At 45.2% G+C, this 14,604-nt stretch carries 11 protein-coding genes; 3 read left to right on the forward strand and 8 right to left on the reverse strand.

The window, feature by feature from the left end; all coding sequences use genetic code 11:
* Positions 1-24: 24 nt before the first annotated feature.
* The 7 genes from MKZ09_RS32340 to MKZ09_RS32370 all read right to left on the reverse strand — a co-directional run bounded on the left by MKZ09_RS32340 (position 25) and on the right by MKZ09_RS32370 (position 8,057).
* On the reverse strand, positions 25-663 hold the full coding sequence (locus tag MKZ09_RS32340) for a ThuA domain-containing protein (RefSeq protein ID WP_076123974.1): 639 nt from the start codon (positions 661-663) through the stop codon (positions 25-27).
* A 205-nt stretch (positions 664-868) separates the two neighbouring features.
* Entirely contained in the window at positions 869-1,681 is an 813-nt protein-coding gene (locus MKZ09_RS32345) for a uroporphyrinogen-III synthase (RefSeq protein ID WP_076201969.1), read from the reverse strand.
* 103 nt (positions 1,682-1,784) lie between these two features.
* Positions 1,785-3,788, reverse strand: a complete 2,004-nt coding sequence (locus tag MKZ09_RS32350) for a methyl-accepting chemotaxis protein (protein WP_179089515.1) — start codon at positions 3,786-3,788, stop codon at positions 1,785-1,787.
* Between the two features lie 229 nt (positions 3,789-4,017).
* Entirely contained in the window at positions 4,018-4,413 is a 396-nt protein-coding gene (locus MKZ09_RS32355) for a Fur family transcriptional regulator (protein WP_076123979.1), read from the reverse strand.
* Between the two features lie 91 nt (positions 4,414-4,504).
* Positions 4,505-5,602, reverse strand: a complete 1,098-nt coding sequence (locus MKZ09_RS32360) for a Ger(x)C family spore germination protein (RefSeq protein WP_076132612.1) — start codon at positions 5,600-5,602, stop codon at positions 4,505-4,507.
* A complete protein-coding gene (locus MKZ09_RS32365) occupies positions 5,599-6,699 on the reverse strand; it encodes a GerAB/ArcD/ProY family transporter (protein WP_076132613.1) in 1,101 nt (366 codons plus the stop codon). Before MKZ09_RS32365 ends, MKZ09_RS32360 begins: the two co-directional genes overlap by 4 nt.
* The gene (locus tag MKZ09_RS32370) at positions 6,699-8,057 is read right to left on the reverse strand and encodes a spore germination protein (RefSeq protein ID WP_076201974.1); all 1,359 of its coding nucleotides are present in this window, start codon (positions 8,055-8,057) and stop codon (positions 6,699-6,701) included. The genes MKZ09_RS32365 and MKZ09_RS32370 overlap by 1 nt, the downstream gene beginning before the upstream one ends.
* 159 nt (positions 8,058-8,216) lie before the next feature.
* On the opposite strand from MKZ09_RS32370, the gene MKZ09_RS32375 reads away from it, so the two are divergent.
* The 3 genes from MKZ09_RS32375 to MKZ09_RS32385 all read left to right on the forward strand — a co-directional run bounded on the left by MKZ09_RS32375 (position 8,217) and on the right by MKZ09_RS32385 (position 11,745).
* Entirely contained in the window at positions 8,217-9,764 is a 1,548-nt protein-coding gene (locus tag MKZ09_RS32375; RefSeq protein ID WP_076201976.1) for an FAD-dependent oxidoreductase, read from the forward strand.
* 148 nt (positions 9,765-9,912) lie between these two features.
* The gene (locus MKZ09_RS32380; RefSeq protein ID WP_036681981.1) at positions 9,913-10,632 is read left to right on the forward strand and encodes a 3-ketoacyl-ACP reductase; all 720 of its coding nucleotides are present in this window, start codon (positions 9,913-9,915) and stop codon (positions 10,630-10,632) included.
* An 801-nt stretch (positions 10,633-11,433) separates the two neighbouring features.
* Complete coding sequence (locus MKZ09_RS32385) at positions 11,434-11,745, forward strand: antibiotic biosynthesis monooxygenase (protein ID WP_076201979.1); 312 nt, start codon at positions 11,434-11,436, stop codon at positions 11,743-11,745.
* A 483-nt stretch (positions 11,746-12,228) separates the two neighbouring features.
* Here the strand turns inward: MKZ09_RS32385 and MKZ09_RS32390 are convergent, their stop codons facing one another.
* A complete protein-coding gene (locus tag MKZ09_RS32390) occupies positions 12,229-14,454 on the reverse strand; it encodes an MMPL family transporter (RefSeq protein ID WP_076201980.1) in 2,226 nt (741 codons plus the stop codon).
* Between the last annotated feature and the right edge of the window lie 150 nt (positions 14,455-14,604).

The following is a 14,604-nucleotide window of genomic DNA, read 5'->3' on the forward strand; positions in this document are numbered from 1 at the left end:
ATTTCAAAAAAAACACAACATTGCTTAGTTAGTGACCGGAATACGGGCAGCCCAAGTAGCCGCCTGTAGAATTAGTTTACGTAGTGCCGGATGACGGAAGGAGGGTTCATGATGACCAGGCATAAGGAATACTACGCGTCCTAAACCATAGCTATGGCACCATGCAGCTGGAATCCATTGCCCCTCAGATTCATATTGAAGCAGAATAGTCCGTTCTGTGAACGGGTCAAATTCAAAATGATAGGGCTCCTCATCCAATTGGAAATCTTCCACACCTTCGGTGATGTCATGCTCCAGCACCTTGAAGTTCAGGGGTTCATAAGCTGTGTGTCCGTTAAATCGACCCCCGATTAGCTGAGCAAGCTCGTTACGTTTCGTCAGCGAAGCTCCCGTATGGAGAACAATGAGTCCTCCTCCTCCGCTTACATAGCTGAGCAAACCAGCCGTTTGTTGAGGGGAGACTGTTTCGTTCCACAATTCATTGTAAGCAATACATAGGTCATAACTTGCTAAATGCTCAATGCGCATTAATTTTTTATTTTCTGAACATTGCACGGTTAATAAATCATTTAAGATCTCGCTAATTTGTTGGTCCACTCCTTGAAGTGGATGAAACCGGGGATGGGTGTAATCACCAAGTAATAGACATTTTCTCTTGTCCATGGGATCCTCCTCCTTATTCGTTGTTATTATTCGTCACATGTTGCCTATATTCTAAGGAAAACTGCCGCGAATGTCCATGCAGATGGCAGGTATATTGCTCTTTGGGCTTATTTTTCCGGGTAAAAAAGCATCCCCGGCCATGATAACAGGCGGGAATGCTTCTGTGTGATAACGTCATTCGTGTAAAGCTAACGCAACTTGTGACTTAGCGATTCGCCGCCACATATTTGCCTAGCTCTACAATCATGCTTCCCATCCGTTCATGCTCAGGCATAATGATACGCTGTACGCCCTCTTCTTTAAGCGCCTCTGAGGTAATCCGCCCTACAGAAACAGCAAGCACTTTATCCTCAAAAGACTTCAGCATTTCTTCCAGCTTTCCCTGTTCCCGGGCAAATTGACAGAGGAAACGAAACTGTGGTGCACTCGTAAAAGCCACGGCATCAATTTTTCCTGATATGATTTCTAGAAGCAATCTTCCCAGTTCGCCCGGCTCAGGTGGGGTATGGCGATACGGCAGCACTTGGCGGGTAGTAGCGCCAGCATCCTGCAGCCATGCAAGCATATGAGGAGCTGGATCGCCGTGCAGCTGAAGAACGACTTCTTTCCCCTGCAAATTCAGGGATTGAAGTCCACGAATCAATCCGATTGTACTTCCGTCGTCGTCACGAATCTCCGGCGTAAGTCCTCTTTTTTTCAAAGCATTCACTGTCTTATAACCCCGTGCGGCAATAATAGAACCAGAAAGTACTTCTAAGAAACGTTCTTCGATCCCCATTCGCTCAGCCATATCGAAGAGAGCATCAAGTCCCATCCCTGTAGTCAGGATCGCCAAGTAGGGAGGCTGATTGATCCATGCATTCAAACCTTCCTGCAAGGCCTCATCATCAAGAAATACAGTCCCTTGAGCAGGTCGGCATACTGCCGTCCCCCCCATATTCTGAACCAGCTTGGCCATTTCTTCGGATTTGCGCGGACCCGCCAAGGCGACAGTGATCCCTTTTAATTGCTCTGCCATTTCCTATTATCTCTCCTCTCTCCATTGCCTAACCCAACATTATTGTTTATCAGTATACTTGCAAAGGAGTTCAAAAGGGAAGATAAAAAGCACGGTTCTCCTATCAGAAATCATTCTTATTACCAGAAGCGTTTATCTTAAAGCGGCTCGCCAGCTTCTGCAGTTCTTCTGCAAGACGGCTAAGGTCGGTAGACGAAGAGGCCATCTCCTCTACAGAAGCAAGCTGCTCTTGTGCGGCAGTTGCGATAGTTTCCGTATTCACAGCCGCCTCTTCCGATATGCCGCGAATTTCCCCAATAGCCTTCTCCATATGATTAGACTCCACCAACAAGGTCTGCACAACCCCGCCCATGGCTTCAATCTTCTCCGCGGCACTCTTTACTGCTCTTCGGATACGAGAGAAAGAACGTCCGGAAGTATCCACAGCCTCAATACCTTCGGATACGCGCTGTCTGGTGTCTTCCATCGTATGAGTTACCAGCAGCATTTCACTATTAATAGCGGTAATCTGTTCGGCAATCAAATGTGCGGATCTCTCTGATTCCTCTGCCAGCTTACGCACCTCGGCAGCAACCACCGCAAATCCACGCCCTTGTTCCCCGGCTCTGGCTGCCTCAATGGAAGCATTGAGGGCCAGCAGGTTGGTCTGGCGGGCAATCCCGGTGATGACACCAACAATGCCCTCAATTTGACTGGTTCTTTCATTCAGCTTGTCAATTACACTGCCCAGCTCTCCGACCGTTTCATGGATACCATTGATTTTGTCCACCACGCTGATAACCGAATCATTGCCTTCTGATGCTGAGAGTGAAGTCTTGTCCATCATTGTGGATACTTGCTCCATATATGTGGAAATCTGCTCGACCTCGCTAGCTGTAGCGGCAGTGCTCTCCATTCCTTTTCGTACACTAACCACCTGTCGCTCCGTCCCTGCCGCTACGTCCTGAATCGCTATGGTCACCTGCTCAATCGTTTGGGCAGTCTGATCCGCACTAGCCGTCAGTTCTTCCGCTGAGGAGGAGACATTGCTTGTCATCTCCTGCACGCCAATGATCATCTCGCGCAAGCTGATCACCATTAATTGAAAATTCTCTGCCAGCAGCCCTATTTCATCTTTACGGAAAACACCCATGTCTTCCGAAAGATCACCTTTGGCTATCACCGCAGTTGCTTTCCGCAGCCGGAAAAGCGGTCTCAAAATCGATTGAATATTAAAATAGATCACAACCAGCGCAAGCAGAACGGAAACTATAATAACAAGCAGAGCTGTATCGCGGATTCCACTAGTTGCTGAGTTAACCTCATCAATGCTGATCGTACCTCCGATTCTCCAACCCGTCAGTTCATTGACCATAAAGGTCATCTTTTTGGACGTATCCTTGAAGACATAATCGAAGACCCCTTGTTCTTTTTCGAACATTTTCTTAACAAAATCATCAGACGATTCCTGCCCGATAGCTTCTGTAGGATGAACTAGAAACTTCTTGCTGTTATCAACGATGAGGATATAACCTTCCTTGCCTACCTTAATTGAGGTCAGCTCCCCTAAAGTAGACAGGTTAAGATTCATTGTGATCACCCCATCACCGCCCTTAAGAACCGTTGATATCGCAATCGCGGTTTCCTTATTTGCGGTTTGAAAAGCCGGAGAAATCACTGCCCCTTTTCCTTGCTTCAGAGAATTAATATAGGCGCTTTCCTGCCTTGGATCATAACCCTCTGGCAGCTTAGCATCTAAAGCATGAATAGCCTTGCCATTGCTTGTACCCACATAGATGTCCAGTACATCCGGATGCAGTGCCACATATTCCTTCAGTCTGGCTTTTACAGCAGAGGAAGTCCCCCCAGATCCCTCACTGTTGATCCCCTCAGATGAAAACTCCGCGGCAAAATAAGAAATCGCATCTATTTTGGATTGAATATTAGAGTTAATGATTTCATTTACGGCTAACACACTTTCGGTAGCATTGTTCACCAGTTGATCTTCCACTTCCTGGCTGGCAGCTTGATAGGTTCGCCAGCCTATTATAATACTGGGCAGCAGCAGTATTATTAGGTATGTAAGAATTAACTTGGCACGGATAGTCATACCCGCATTTTTTTTCATAGACATCATCATCTCTCTCTCATCTGAGTCTTAGGCAAGGATACATTTACCAGACTTAATATATAATTTTATATCTGTTTTAGGAACCGATTTTCCTCCTATCTTTCTTCGTTTTTCTCATTTTTTTTGAGAATTGTCATATAAATGCAACAAAAAAGGCCGCCTCAATGAAAGCGGTCTCTTCCGATTTACTTATTATTGCCGCAGCACAAGCTCCGGCACTTCTATCCTAATTATTCTTTTTGTTCTTACAGTTCGGGCAGACGCCCCCGAATACTACATGGGCATGACCAATGGTATAACCGGTATCCTTGGCCACTGTATTCATCCATTCACGCGGAACTTGATTCATAACCTCATCTACTGCTCCACAAACTTCACAAATGATATGCTGGTGATCATCCATACGTGCATCATATCTGCTGGCAGCTTCACCAAGCTTAAGCTCACGAATCATTTGTTTATCTGAAAGATAACGCAGAGAGTTATATACCGTACCGTATGCTAAGCTATGTCCCTGCTCTACTAGCCGATTCATTACTTCCGCAGCAGTAGGATGGTCATGTGAATTAAGGACGATATCGTAAACGGCTTGACGTTGGGAGGTCAAATTTAGACTTTTCATTCCTATCATCCTCTAACTTATTTTTAGATCAAGTATAAATCTTGCGAAAGGGAACGTCAATCCCATTGTTATCCACGTGTTACATTACAAGCTACCTAATCATTCCGGAATATTTAATGTCTACATCAGCCTTCACTTGGAAGTCAAGTTTAGAATAGAGTTCCTTCCACACTTTCATTTCCGTATCGTTATTAAAGTGTCTTGCTCCATAATGCAGCCCCCAACCAAAGGGATCAAGACCACTTGCTTGAATTTTGGTCAGCAATGCTAAGATATCCACTTCCAGTTCTTTTCCCCCAGCAACTGCAATTTTCTCCAGCATGCTATGAGTCACCAGATCTGGGCTACTACTCTCTTCGAGAATACCTTTTATCTTAATATGATAACGAATAGTAGCTTTTCCTTGCTCTGGTGTCACGATTTTATAGTGCGAGGATGACCTCTCTGTGTAATATTGAAACATAATTCCCTCGGAATGGGCGGGTAAGTTAGTCCGCAGATTCGGGCGTGACAGCAGATTATATAGCCGGGTCTCATTTGGCGTAAGAACCATTTTGATTTTCTCATTATTCAGCAGAGCAATTTTATCAATTAAAAACTCCTTTTCCCCTTTAGCCTCGATAATCGGCAGGATCGGATCAATCCCCTCCTCAAAAACATTTCTCATCAGCTGATAGGAATACACACTAGAAATAAATGGAGACTCCGTGCCTTGTCCACTCATAGCCAGGATAAGAGAATTCGATGGGATCCGCTCTGATTCGGGTCTTACCTTCAGCACTTGAAGTGCTTCCGGACGCCCTATTGCAAAATTAATAATAAGCTGTATATCTCTACGTCGCACGGCCCAATCCATAACATGGAGAATATCTTTACGGGCAACCTCCTCCCCCAAAATAATTGATTTACAATGGGAGTAATCAAGCTCCTTTTCCACTCTGGATTTCATTCTACGAAGCGCTTCCGAAATGCTCGAAGACTCCTCCGTCAAGATCTGCATCTTCTCATCAATCTTGGTGACATCCCCCTGAGGGATAGCAAGCTTCAAGCTAATCTTAAAATTTCCTTCTTCTGTACCTTCATCAACGCCGATCGCTAGCACAAAAATCCGCAAATCAATTTCCTTGAAGTCACAACCAGGGAGAAGCAGGAGTAAGGTAATCCCAATTCCAGCAAGCACTCTTCTCATAGCTTCCCCCTCCTAACTTTGCGATAACAATAAAACAGCAGAGCGATGATAAACATCTCACCAAACCAGCGAATTTGCAGAAACCAGGCACCAAACATGTTAAGCTGATATTGATCCAGCCCCATCAAGGACAGAACCATCGCGCTAAACAAGCCTAGGATGCTCCACTCTTTCCAGCGCTCTGCTTTTGGGGACTGTTTTTTAACAGATGAAATGGCCCCTTTAAAGAGCTCTAGACCTCCATGCCAATGAACGATTACACTTACCAGAGATAAACTCAAATAGGCAAAATAAAAAATAAACAGCATCCGTTCAATAATAAAGGATTCTATCCGAATACTGTCGGCCGTCGAGAACCATGTATATACATGTTTATCAATAGCAACGGTTCCGAAATAGCCGATGGGAACTAAAAAAGTCAAGAGCAATACGAAAAGACCCTCCACCCCTATAATCCAGACATGTTTCAGCTTCAGCCCATGAAATACCCGATTAAATATGGCCAGGTTTAAGTAACCACTGAACGAAAAGGTAGCCGCCGCAAGGCTCATTAGATCCGGCTTATGCCAGAGATATGTAGTAATCTGCAGAACAGAATCCCAATTGAAGTCCGGATTGAGCAACGCTTTTACGAGGCCATAAATAATTAACGGTAAAGTTACGCTGAGAATGATTTCAAGCCCATACAAGAGTGATAGAGAATCAAAGCGACAGCAGATGCAGACCAAGACTAAAAAACTGATCACAACCGTATAAGGATTCGAATCCGGGCTGATAAACCGCAGCGTGATATCTACAAAAGAAAGCAATGTAACTCCCCCAGCCACACACCATAAGCCGGCAAAAAGGACCAGTAAGGTTCTGGCTAACTTCTTAGGAAGCAAAGAGTGAAATATTTCCGGAAACCCCTTGCCGGGGAATTTAGCAATCAGAACAGTAAATGTATAGACAAACAAAGTGCCCAAGATCGTTCCGATTAGTATGGACATCAAAGCACCACCAAAACGTCTATCTATTAGTTCCCTTGGAACAAAATTAATGATGTTGATCACGCTGTTCATCAGAAAAAGACAGTAGAAATAACGGCTTTTGGCCATCAATGGCCCCCGCCCTTCTTCTTGCCCAGGGTATCGAGAAAAAACAATCGGAAATAGGGTTGTCCAAAGCTGCGCTGCTTGCATAAATACATGGCAAAGCCCACTACACAGACCACTACACCAATCAACCCTAAAAAAGCTGCGGCAAAAAGGAAAATATATTTCAGCACGCGTATCGACAAGCTCATCATATTCAGCGGAATTAAAAAATTGGATATCGCAACCGCAGAGACCAATATAATCATGATATTCCCTACTAGCCCTGCTGCCGTCGCCGCTTGCCCCAAGATCAGACCTCCTACAGTTGTAGCCGTTGGACCAATCGCCTTGGGAAGCCGTAAACTCGCCTCAGTCAGAAACTCCATCATCATAAGCATTAAAAGTACTTCCACAAAAGATGGATAAGGTACTGTTGCACGACTACCCGAAATAAGCAGTGCAATCTGCACCCGAATAATTTCTGGATTATACGAGGTGAGGGTTACATAGAATGCAGGCAGCCAAAGTGTCATGCCTACACCGATAATCCGCAAAAGCTTCAGAAAACGCCCCACGATAGGAAATTGGATTTTATCATCCATGGATGTGAAAAAGTCATTAAAAATAGACGGCAGCACTATCGCATAACCCGTAGTATCCAGCATTATCGCTACTTTTCCTTCAGATAAATTAAACACAACCCTGTCCGGTCTTTCGGTGATAATGGACTTGGGGAGTATTCTTAATTTATCACTGCTTATAAACTTCTCAAGTTCGCCTGTAGCCTGCAAAATATCAACCTTTAACGTCCCCATTTTCTCACGTAATTCCTTTAAAACATTCTTATCCACCCGACTGTCATCGTATAGAATCGCTATTTTTGTTTTGGAGACATCGCCGATGACCATGGTCTCCATTTTGAGATTGGTGGATTGATACCGCCGACGAATCATGTTCATATTCACTGCAATATCCTCAGTTAGCGCATCTGAAGGCCCCTGAGAAATGCTTTCTGCAGATGTTTCATTAACCCCGCTGATCTCCGTATTCATAGCATCAAAGAAACAGAACGTATCCTTCAAACCCAGAAGAATATATCCGCTAAGCAAAAGCTCAATCGCCTTATCCTTTGTAGTCGCCTCTTCACTGCCCGGATACGTCAAAATGTAATTTTGATAAGCGTTGATATTCTCCATCTCATAGAACGGTGCAATTACATTTCGGCTGAGGATCTGCGAATCCGCAACGCTTTTGATATAAAGTAGGTCGACCTGCCCAAAAGAGGTAACGATCGTCTTATCGATTAAATCCGCGAACCCGTTCAGCTGATCTTTGATCCATTCCAGAGAAATATTGTCCTTATCCTGTTGATCTGACATGGAACATCATCCCTCCTCTTTATCCTTTACGTCCCGGTTCCCACCTTATTTTGGCACTGTTTCTCTGAATTCATGCACAGCACGATTGAATGGGAAGTTTCTTTTCACAGGACTGTGGTAATAAATGAGATGAAGATTGTAAAGATGGAGGGATAATAGATGGACCCAAACCGTAAGATAACGCAAAGTCTTCCACAATTTCCGGAATCATTATGGAGAGATACCACGGATTTACCGACTTTCTCAAAGCTGGCTGAAGATATCTCTACAGATGTCGCAGTGGTAGGCGGTGGAATTACAGGCATTACAACAGCCTATCTCCTCAGCATAGCAGGCTACAAAGTCACGCTCTTGGAAGCCGGGGAAATTCTAAGTGGCACAACGGGTTTTACCAGTGCAAAAATCTCAGCACAGCACGGGTTAATCTATCATCATTTGATAAAGCATTTTGGGCAGGAGCAAGCCCGGCTCTATTATCGCTCGAACAGCGAGGCTATGAATTGGATCCAGAATACGGCTGATGAGCTTGAAGTATCCTGCGACATGAAACAGGAGGCAGCTTTTCTGTACGCGGATGCTGAAGATCATAAGACGCTTAAACAGCTGGAGGAAGAGTATAAAGCCTATGAACAATTGGGGCTGCCCGGAGAGTGGCTAGATAACGTCTCTATCCCTCTGATGGCCAGTGGTGCCATTAAATTACCAGGACAAGCCCGCTTTCACCCGCTGCAATATCTGAAGGGGCTACTGAAGGTCATTCAGGATAAAGGTGGCGTAATCTATGAGCATACGATGATGGCGGATAAGGTGGAGAAGAACGATAAGCTTACGCTTTTTACTGAAAAGGACGAGTATCGGATCACCTGCCGCTACGCCGTTTCGGCTTCTCATTTCCCCTTTTACGATGGAGGAGCACTATATTTCTCGCGACTGCATGCTGAACGTTCCTACTGTCTGGCGATCCAGCCTGAAACGGATTTTGAGGGTGGAATGTATCTAAGCGCAAGCGAACCCACCCGTTCTCTGCGTGCAGTAGAGTGGGAAGGCAGGAATCTGGTCATTGTCGGGGGAGACAATCATAAGACGGGCCAGGGCATCTGCACGATAGGACACTATGAGAATTTGGAGCTATTCGCAGGAAATCTGCTCGGCATCAAAACAATCCCTTACCGTTGGGCAGCACAGGATTTAATCACCCTAGACAGGGTGCCCTACATCGGCAAGATTTCAGACGATAAAGAGATTTATATTGCCACAGGCTTTGGAAAATGGGGCATGACAAGCGGTACGCTGGCTGCACAGATCATCTCGGATCAGATTCAGCGCAAAGATAATCCATATTCCGAATTGTACGATCCGTCCCGCTTCAAAGCTGGCACCAGTCTGAAAAACTTCATCGTACAAAATGCCAATGTGGCAAAAGAGCTCGTGGCGGGCAAAGTGGAAATCGTCCATAAAAAGACAACTGATTTAGAAGCTGACGAAGGGGCCGTTGTGTTCCATGATGGCAAACGTGTGGGAGCTTATAAGGATACAGAAGGTAAACTTCATCTGGTGGATAGAACCTGCACCCATATGGGCTGTGAATGCGAATGGAACAACGGGGATCGCTCTTGGGATTGCCCTTGCCATGGTTCCCGCTTCTCCTACGATGGCGAGGTTTTAGAGGGTCCTGCTTCGGTACCGCTGACGAAACTCCATGAATAATACTTTTCATGAAAAGGCAGTTCGGCTTCATGAAAATTTGCAGCCCCTTCTCTAAGAGGCGATTGTAATTGCCCTATAGCATTCAGGTATAATAAGACTTGAATGAAGCAGCTGCTTCAAAAAAGTTTGAAGGAGAGTGACGATAGAGATGGATTTGAGAGGAAAGAGTGTTGTAATTACTGGTGCAGGCAAAGGGATCGGAAAAGCCTTGGCTATGGCACTGGCTAAGGAAGGTGCTAATTTAGGCCTGATCTCCAGAACTTCAGGTGATCTCGAAGCGTTAAAATCAGCCTTAACGGAAGTATATGACGTTAAAGTCAGCATTGCCGTGGCCGATATCGCTGTACGCGAAGAAGCTGAACGTGCTGTTGCTTCCCTGCAAAATGAGCTTGGAGCATTTGATGCATTAATCAACAATGCCGGGATCGCAAAATTCGGCACTTTAGTAGAAATGGACCCTGCAGACTGGGAGCGCCACATCCAAGTTAATCTTTACGGTACTTATTACGTAACTCGTGCTGCACTGCCTGCGATGATTGAGAAAAATGGCGGAAATATCATCAATATTTCATCCACAGCCGGAGAGCGCGGCTTCGCGACAGGCTCTGCTTATTGCGCGTCCAAGTTCGCTCTCATGGGCATGACCGAAGCCCTCGCACAAGAAGTGCGCAAACACAATATTCGCGTCGTAGCCTTGACTCCAAGCACGGTCAACACTGGCCTAGCTTCCAATGCTGGACTCAAAATCGGTGATGAAGATCGCATGATGCAACCTGAAGATGTTGCTGAATTGGCACTGACAGCTTTGAAGCTGCCGGATCGCGTCTTCCTAAAAACAGCAGGACTATGGACCACCAATCCGCAATAAAATCGCGCTGGACGCGGAGGGAGCCGGATGATCTGGGGTGATTGCACTTTGTGCATTCAATTTAGTGGCTCCCCTCCTTTTATGCGAGTTGGGCTTGATTCTATTGTACAGAATGCAACAGACTGCCTTATTCAGACAACATTCGGGTCATTCTGTTGCACATTCTGCAATGTAACTTCATTTGTGGGCTATATTAGGTAACCGGGACTGCAATTAGGTGCTAGCTGTAATGGTGGTTTTAAGTAAACACTTTGGAGTTGAGTTGCACTTTGGCTTAGAGTAACGTTTTATGGTTGAGGTGGCACTTTACTTGCAGTAGTTACTTTCTCTTGCGATAGACACTTTACTTGCTGTAGCCACTTTACTTGCAGTAGACACTTTACTTGCAGTAGACACTTTGATTTTTGGCAGGTACCTGAGTTTGCACCATACTTAACGTTTAAATAGATAATAGTTGCACTTTGTACATCTATTCAGCGCAATTAGAGGAGAAATCATACTTTAGTTGCACTCTATACAGTTAAAAGAAGGCTATTCTCGGCTATTCACCAGATTCGCACAAATTAGTTGCAGAGAATACACTTATTCGATCGTTTCGGGTGTGACGGATAATTTAAGTGTACAAAGTGCAATTAAGCGCCCGCATTCTTGTGTCTTGTGGGATGGTCTTTTATTTTTGTTAGTTGAAAACACGATGTTACCTTGAAATCTTGGCTAATTTTCGAGGTTCCTATGTTATATTATTTCGATTCACAATGTCCTGAAAAATATACTAACTTTCTGATCGGAGGTTTATCTATCATGCTGGTAGTAACTAATACTATTAAAGTAAAAGAAGGTCATGGCGAAGCCATTGCTCAACGTTTCGGAGGAAATAATGGTGTGCAGGATATGCCGGGGTTTGTACGTATGGAGGTTTGGCGTGGAAATGCCAAGGAAGGTGTCGAGGAACTAAAAATCTGCACCGTATGGGAGAATGAGGATGCATTCAAAGGCTGGACCTCCAGCGAGTCCTTCCGTCAGTCGCACCGTGGTGCTGGTGGTAATGACGCAATTCTGGGTGCTTCCATCGATAAATATGAACTAATGATCAGCCGCACGCCCGGTAACTAAGTATTTGGATCACCCAAACAGAGCAATAGCTTGATGGAACCAGCAGTGTGTACGGGATAGTTGCCCGATAAGTACAGTTAGCTAATTAACTGTTATTGCTAGGTAACCGGTGCTACGCGCTAATTGACTATTATTGATGCAGTCAGCTAATTGTCTTCTACCACTGGGCTAACCAATGCAGCGCGCTTATTGACTATTACCACTCGGTTAACCGTTACAGCCACCTAATTGTCTTTTACCTCTTCGGCTAAGACAATCAGCAGGCTAATTAGCACAGCTATCGCTTCTAAATGCTAATTGCTACGGTAAAAACTTAGAGTAATTATCGTCCAACAGACTGATTGATTAACCTATTAGATAAAGTTCAGTTAGTTGGTACAAGCAGCGCTATTATCCAGCGATGCCCTGTGCCCAAGCCTAAAACAAACAGGGATGTCCGGAGCCAATTTGGCTCTGGGACATCCCTGTTTGTTTATAAACTCATTATTTACTTACATCTGGCTGAGGCGTCTCCACCTCTTGATGTTTACCCGGCCAGAATGACCAACGGCCAAAGAGCGTCGTAATAGCTGGTACAAGGAACGGACGAACCACGAAGGTATCCAGCAGAACACCTAGAGCGGTGATGATACCGAACTGCACAAGCACCTGGATCGGCAAGCTTGCCAATACAGCAAATGTACCTGCCAGAATAAGGCCGGCAGAGGTAATTACCGAGCTGGTCTCATTCACACCTTCCGCGATAGCCTGCTTAAGCGGCATGGTTTTACGCTTTTTCCAGATATTCGAGATCATGAAGATGTTGTAGTCTTCTCCAAGTGCCACCAAGAAAACAAAGGAATACAGTGGGATCGCTCCCTGAATGGCATCTGCTCCCATCACATAGTGAATGATAATCCAGCCTAAGCCAAGCGCTGAGAAAAAGGAGAGAATAACGGTGCCGACCAGATAGATGGTGGCCACTATTGAACGCAGATATATCAACAACAGCACGGTGATCATTCCGATGACTACGGGGATAATCAGATCGGTGTCCCGATCCCCAATCTCTTTAGTGTCATGCTGTGTTGCCGTCTGTCCGCTTACCCACACGTGATCCGCAGGGTTCGCAACGTCTACATCGATTAATGCCTGCTCTGCGGTAGCAAGAAGAGTAGGAATATGACCCATCGCTTCTAGTGAATATGGATTGCTTTTAAATTCAATATCAAAACCAACAATATCTATGTTTACTGCCCCCTGCTGCGGATCGGAAACCGTGTCCACATAAGTAAGTCCGCCAAGAATGACCTTTAGATCCTCTCCACTCGCTTTTCCTTGGGTATCAATAATCAGCTTCGCTGGAGCCAATTCTCCGGGAGAGAACTGTTTGCCAATAAGGTCAAAACCTTCGCGAGACTCCATATTTTTAGGAAAAGAGGATAGGATATCATACGTAAATTTGATGCCACTGGAGAATGAAGCCAGAATCCCCAGTCCGATAACGGTCACGCCTACGATAGCCCAAGGCCGGGTTACTACCAAGCCGCCAATGCCCTTTTTACGGGAAACTTTGGGTTCAGGAACAGGTTTACCTTTAGCCTTGGCCCGTTCTACCTCCATTTGCGGTGTGCGCGGAATGAAAGGGAAGAACGAGGTCCGTCCGAAGATTGCCAGCAGTGCTGGTACGAGGGTTAGACTGGCAATTCCCATGATGAAGATAGACACGCTAAATGGAACGGCAAAACGATGATAAGCTCCATACTTAGCCAGCAATAATGCAAACAGCGCGAGCACGACGGTAAAGCCACTCATAGCAATGGCACCTGAAGATTCGGTAATGGAGCGAAGAAGCGCACGACTCTTACTCTCTTCTACCTTCAACAACTGCCGGAACCGTGAGATCAAGAACAGGCAATAATCCGTACCAGCTCCGAATAACAAAACAGTCATAATCGAGACAGCCTGTGAATCCACTGTGATCCAGCCTTCTTGCGCCATTTTTCCAAGAATCGGACTAGTTACACCATAAGCGAATCCAACTGCAATAAGAGGAATAAACGCCAAGATCGGTGAACGGTAAATCACTAATAAGAACACCAGCACAAGCATAACCGTAGCAATTAACAAGGAAACGTCTGCGTTCTGAAACAGGCCTGAAGCATCTATAGAGATGCCCACTGGACCCGTAACACGTAAACTCAGGTCTTTTCCATCTACCTTAGCCGCAGAGGGGTCTCCACCCGTCTCTGTGTTTATGATCTTCTTCATTTCTGTCACAGCTTCGCCAAGCTGATCACTATCTGCTGTTTTATCAAAAAGCACCGGGGTTACCAGCGTGCTAAGATCCTCAGATAACGAGGCTTGTAATGCCTGTGGCGGCAGTTGTCCTAATGGAGGAACAAAATTCTGATGGGGCAACGGTTGCTGCTCCAACTTCTTGTACACAGCAGTGATATGTACTAAATCATCTTGTGAAAGCCCACCTTCTCTATGCCATACGAGCAGCGCCGGCACTCCACTTCCACTAGGGAATTCTTGCTCTGCAATAGCTGCTGCCTGTACCGATTGTGAATCATCTGGGAGGTTAGGCGCATTATTAGCAACCTGAGAATTCACTGCAGGCCATAACAGGGTAAGTGCACCTACAAGCACTATCCATACGAGAAGAGTAATCCACTTCGTCTTTTTTCCTGCCACCCATTTTCCGTAGCCTGACATTCCCTTCATCCTCTCCTTTACCTTGCAGCCTTAAAAATGAGCCGCGGGTCATTTTTTATTCTATCATATATATGCTTTAATTTTTAATCAAACTTTTTTTATTTTTCAGAAAAATTAAAGCACCTCATCACATATAAAATACCCCTCTCTTCACATAAA

It is taken from the genome of Paenibacillus sp. FSL R5-0908, assembly GCF_038006245.1.
In the GTDB taxonomy this organism is placed as follows: Bacteria; Bacillota; Bacilli; order Paenibacillales; family Paenibacillaceae; genus Paenibacillus_AQ; species Paenibacillus_AQ odorifer.